This is a genomic window from Pantoea sp. RIT-PI-b (assembly GCF_001187905.1).
Lineage (GTDB): Bacteria > Pseudomonadota > Gammaproteobacteria > Enterobacterales > Enterobacteriaceae > Pantoea > Pantoea nemavictus.
The window spans coordinates 1-1,294 of sequence record NZ_LGIS01000003.1; the positions used below are offsets into that span (position 1 = coordinate 1).

Sequence of the window (1,294 nt, forward strand, 5' to 3'; positions counted from 1 at the left end):
GCTGAGGGATCCCCAGGAATATTGTTAATACACATACACGATATTCCTGTAATTCCCGGCCAGCCCGGCCCGCGCCTCTTCAATATCCAGTTCTCTCACGCTGTCCGGTTCCTGCCTTATCGCGTTCTTCGCCAGCGTCAGATACGACAGCACCCGCCGGTTTTGCACCGTGTTCGCCTGATAGAACCGGTGCTGCCCCTGCCTTTCAAGCGCATAGCCCATCAGCCAAAGCACGATGCTGCACAGCGTCGACAGCAGATTCAGCACTGACATCCTCTCCACACTTCGGCTGTAGCTGCTTCTCAGCCCCATACCGTAACGCTCGCTTTTTTCATCCCGGAAGTTCTGCTCTATCTGCATTCTCCGGCTGTAAAGCTTCATTACCGTCCGTGGCTTCAGCTCCGCATCGCTGGTAAACAGCACCCACGGCTCACGGGCCAGGCGACTCTGGTTTGCCTCTTCGCGCGTGTAAAAAAAACGACCCCGGCTTTTCTTTCCGTGACGATTTCTGGCGGCTCTCTTATGTACGTGCACGTAGCCGTAAGCCGGTGATTTTTTATATCGCGTCAGCCGGGCCGCACCGGCACAGCGCGGCGTTGTGCCGGCTTTTAGCTGGCCCGGCGTTACCCACTCTTCCGTTCCGGCCAGCTTCAGAACGCCGTTCCCCCTGAGCCGGCCGATGAAGTGCCATCCGTGCGACTGAACGCGGTTAAACCACTCGCGGCGGAACCCGGCATCGGTGACGATGGTCACTTTCCTGTCTCCCATGCACCCGGCCAGCTCGTCCAGAAAGCGGTTCTGAAGATCGGGATTTCCCAGCTTATCGCCTTCTGCGATGAGGCTCAGCAGCGGGATGGCACGCCCGTCCGCCAGCAGGCTGGCACGCAAAAGGCTGAAGGACTGAGTTGGCCAGGCGCTCCAGTCCACGGCAATGACGCACTCCTTCATGTCCCGGATAAGCCAGCAGATAATGTCGCGTGACAGCGCGGGCACCTCCCGATGGAGGGCGGCATTGCCCATAAGGCGGTCAACGCGTTTGATTTTGTGCTTAACGCGGGAATGGCCCGCAAGAGAGCGACCGATGCTGGTCAGATTGAGGGAAGCACCGCGGGTCAGGGAAATCGTCATATCAGTGAGGGCGTTACGACGATACTGATGGGTGCTGGCTAAAGATTCCCGTAAAAATTTATGGCAAAATGCGGAAGCAGGCATAGTGGCGATCTTATTTTTTGTTGGCGCAATAATTAGATCATTTTTCCACTGTGCCTGCTTCGTTTTTGTGGGGATTCATCAG

Annotated in this window: 1 protein-coding gene; it reads right to left on the minus strand. The window is 56.8% G+C overall.

Annotation, left to right across the window (positions count from 1 at the left end):
• Positions 1 to 24 precede the first annotated feature (24 nt).
• A complete protein-coding gene (locus tag AC790_RS00035; protein ID WP_049850537.1) occupies positions 25 to 1,212 on the minus strand; it encodes an IS4 family transposase in 1,188 nt (395 codons plus the stop codon).
• Positions 1,213 to 1,294: the final 82 nt, after the last annotated feature.

Excerpts from the sequence above, each read along its gene's own strand:
- AC790_RS00035 (WP_049850537.1), bottom strand. The coding sequence starts at position 1,212 with ATGCCTGCTTCCGCATTTTGCCATAAATTTTTACGGGAATCTTTAGCC.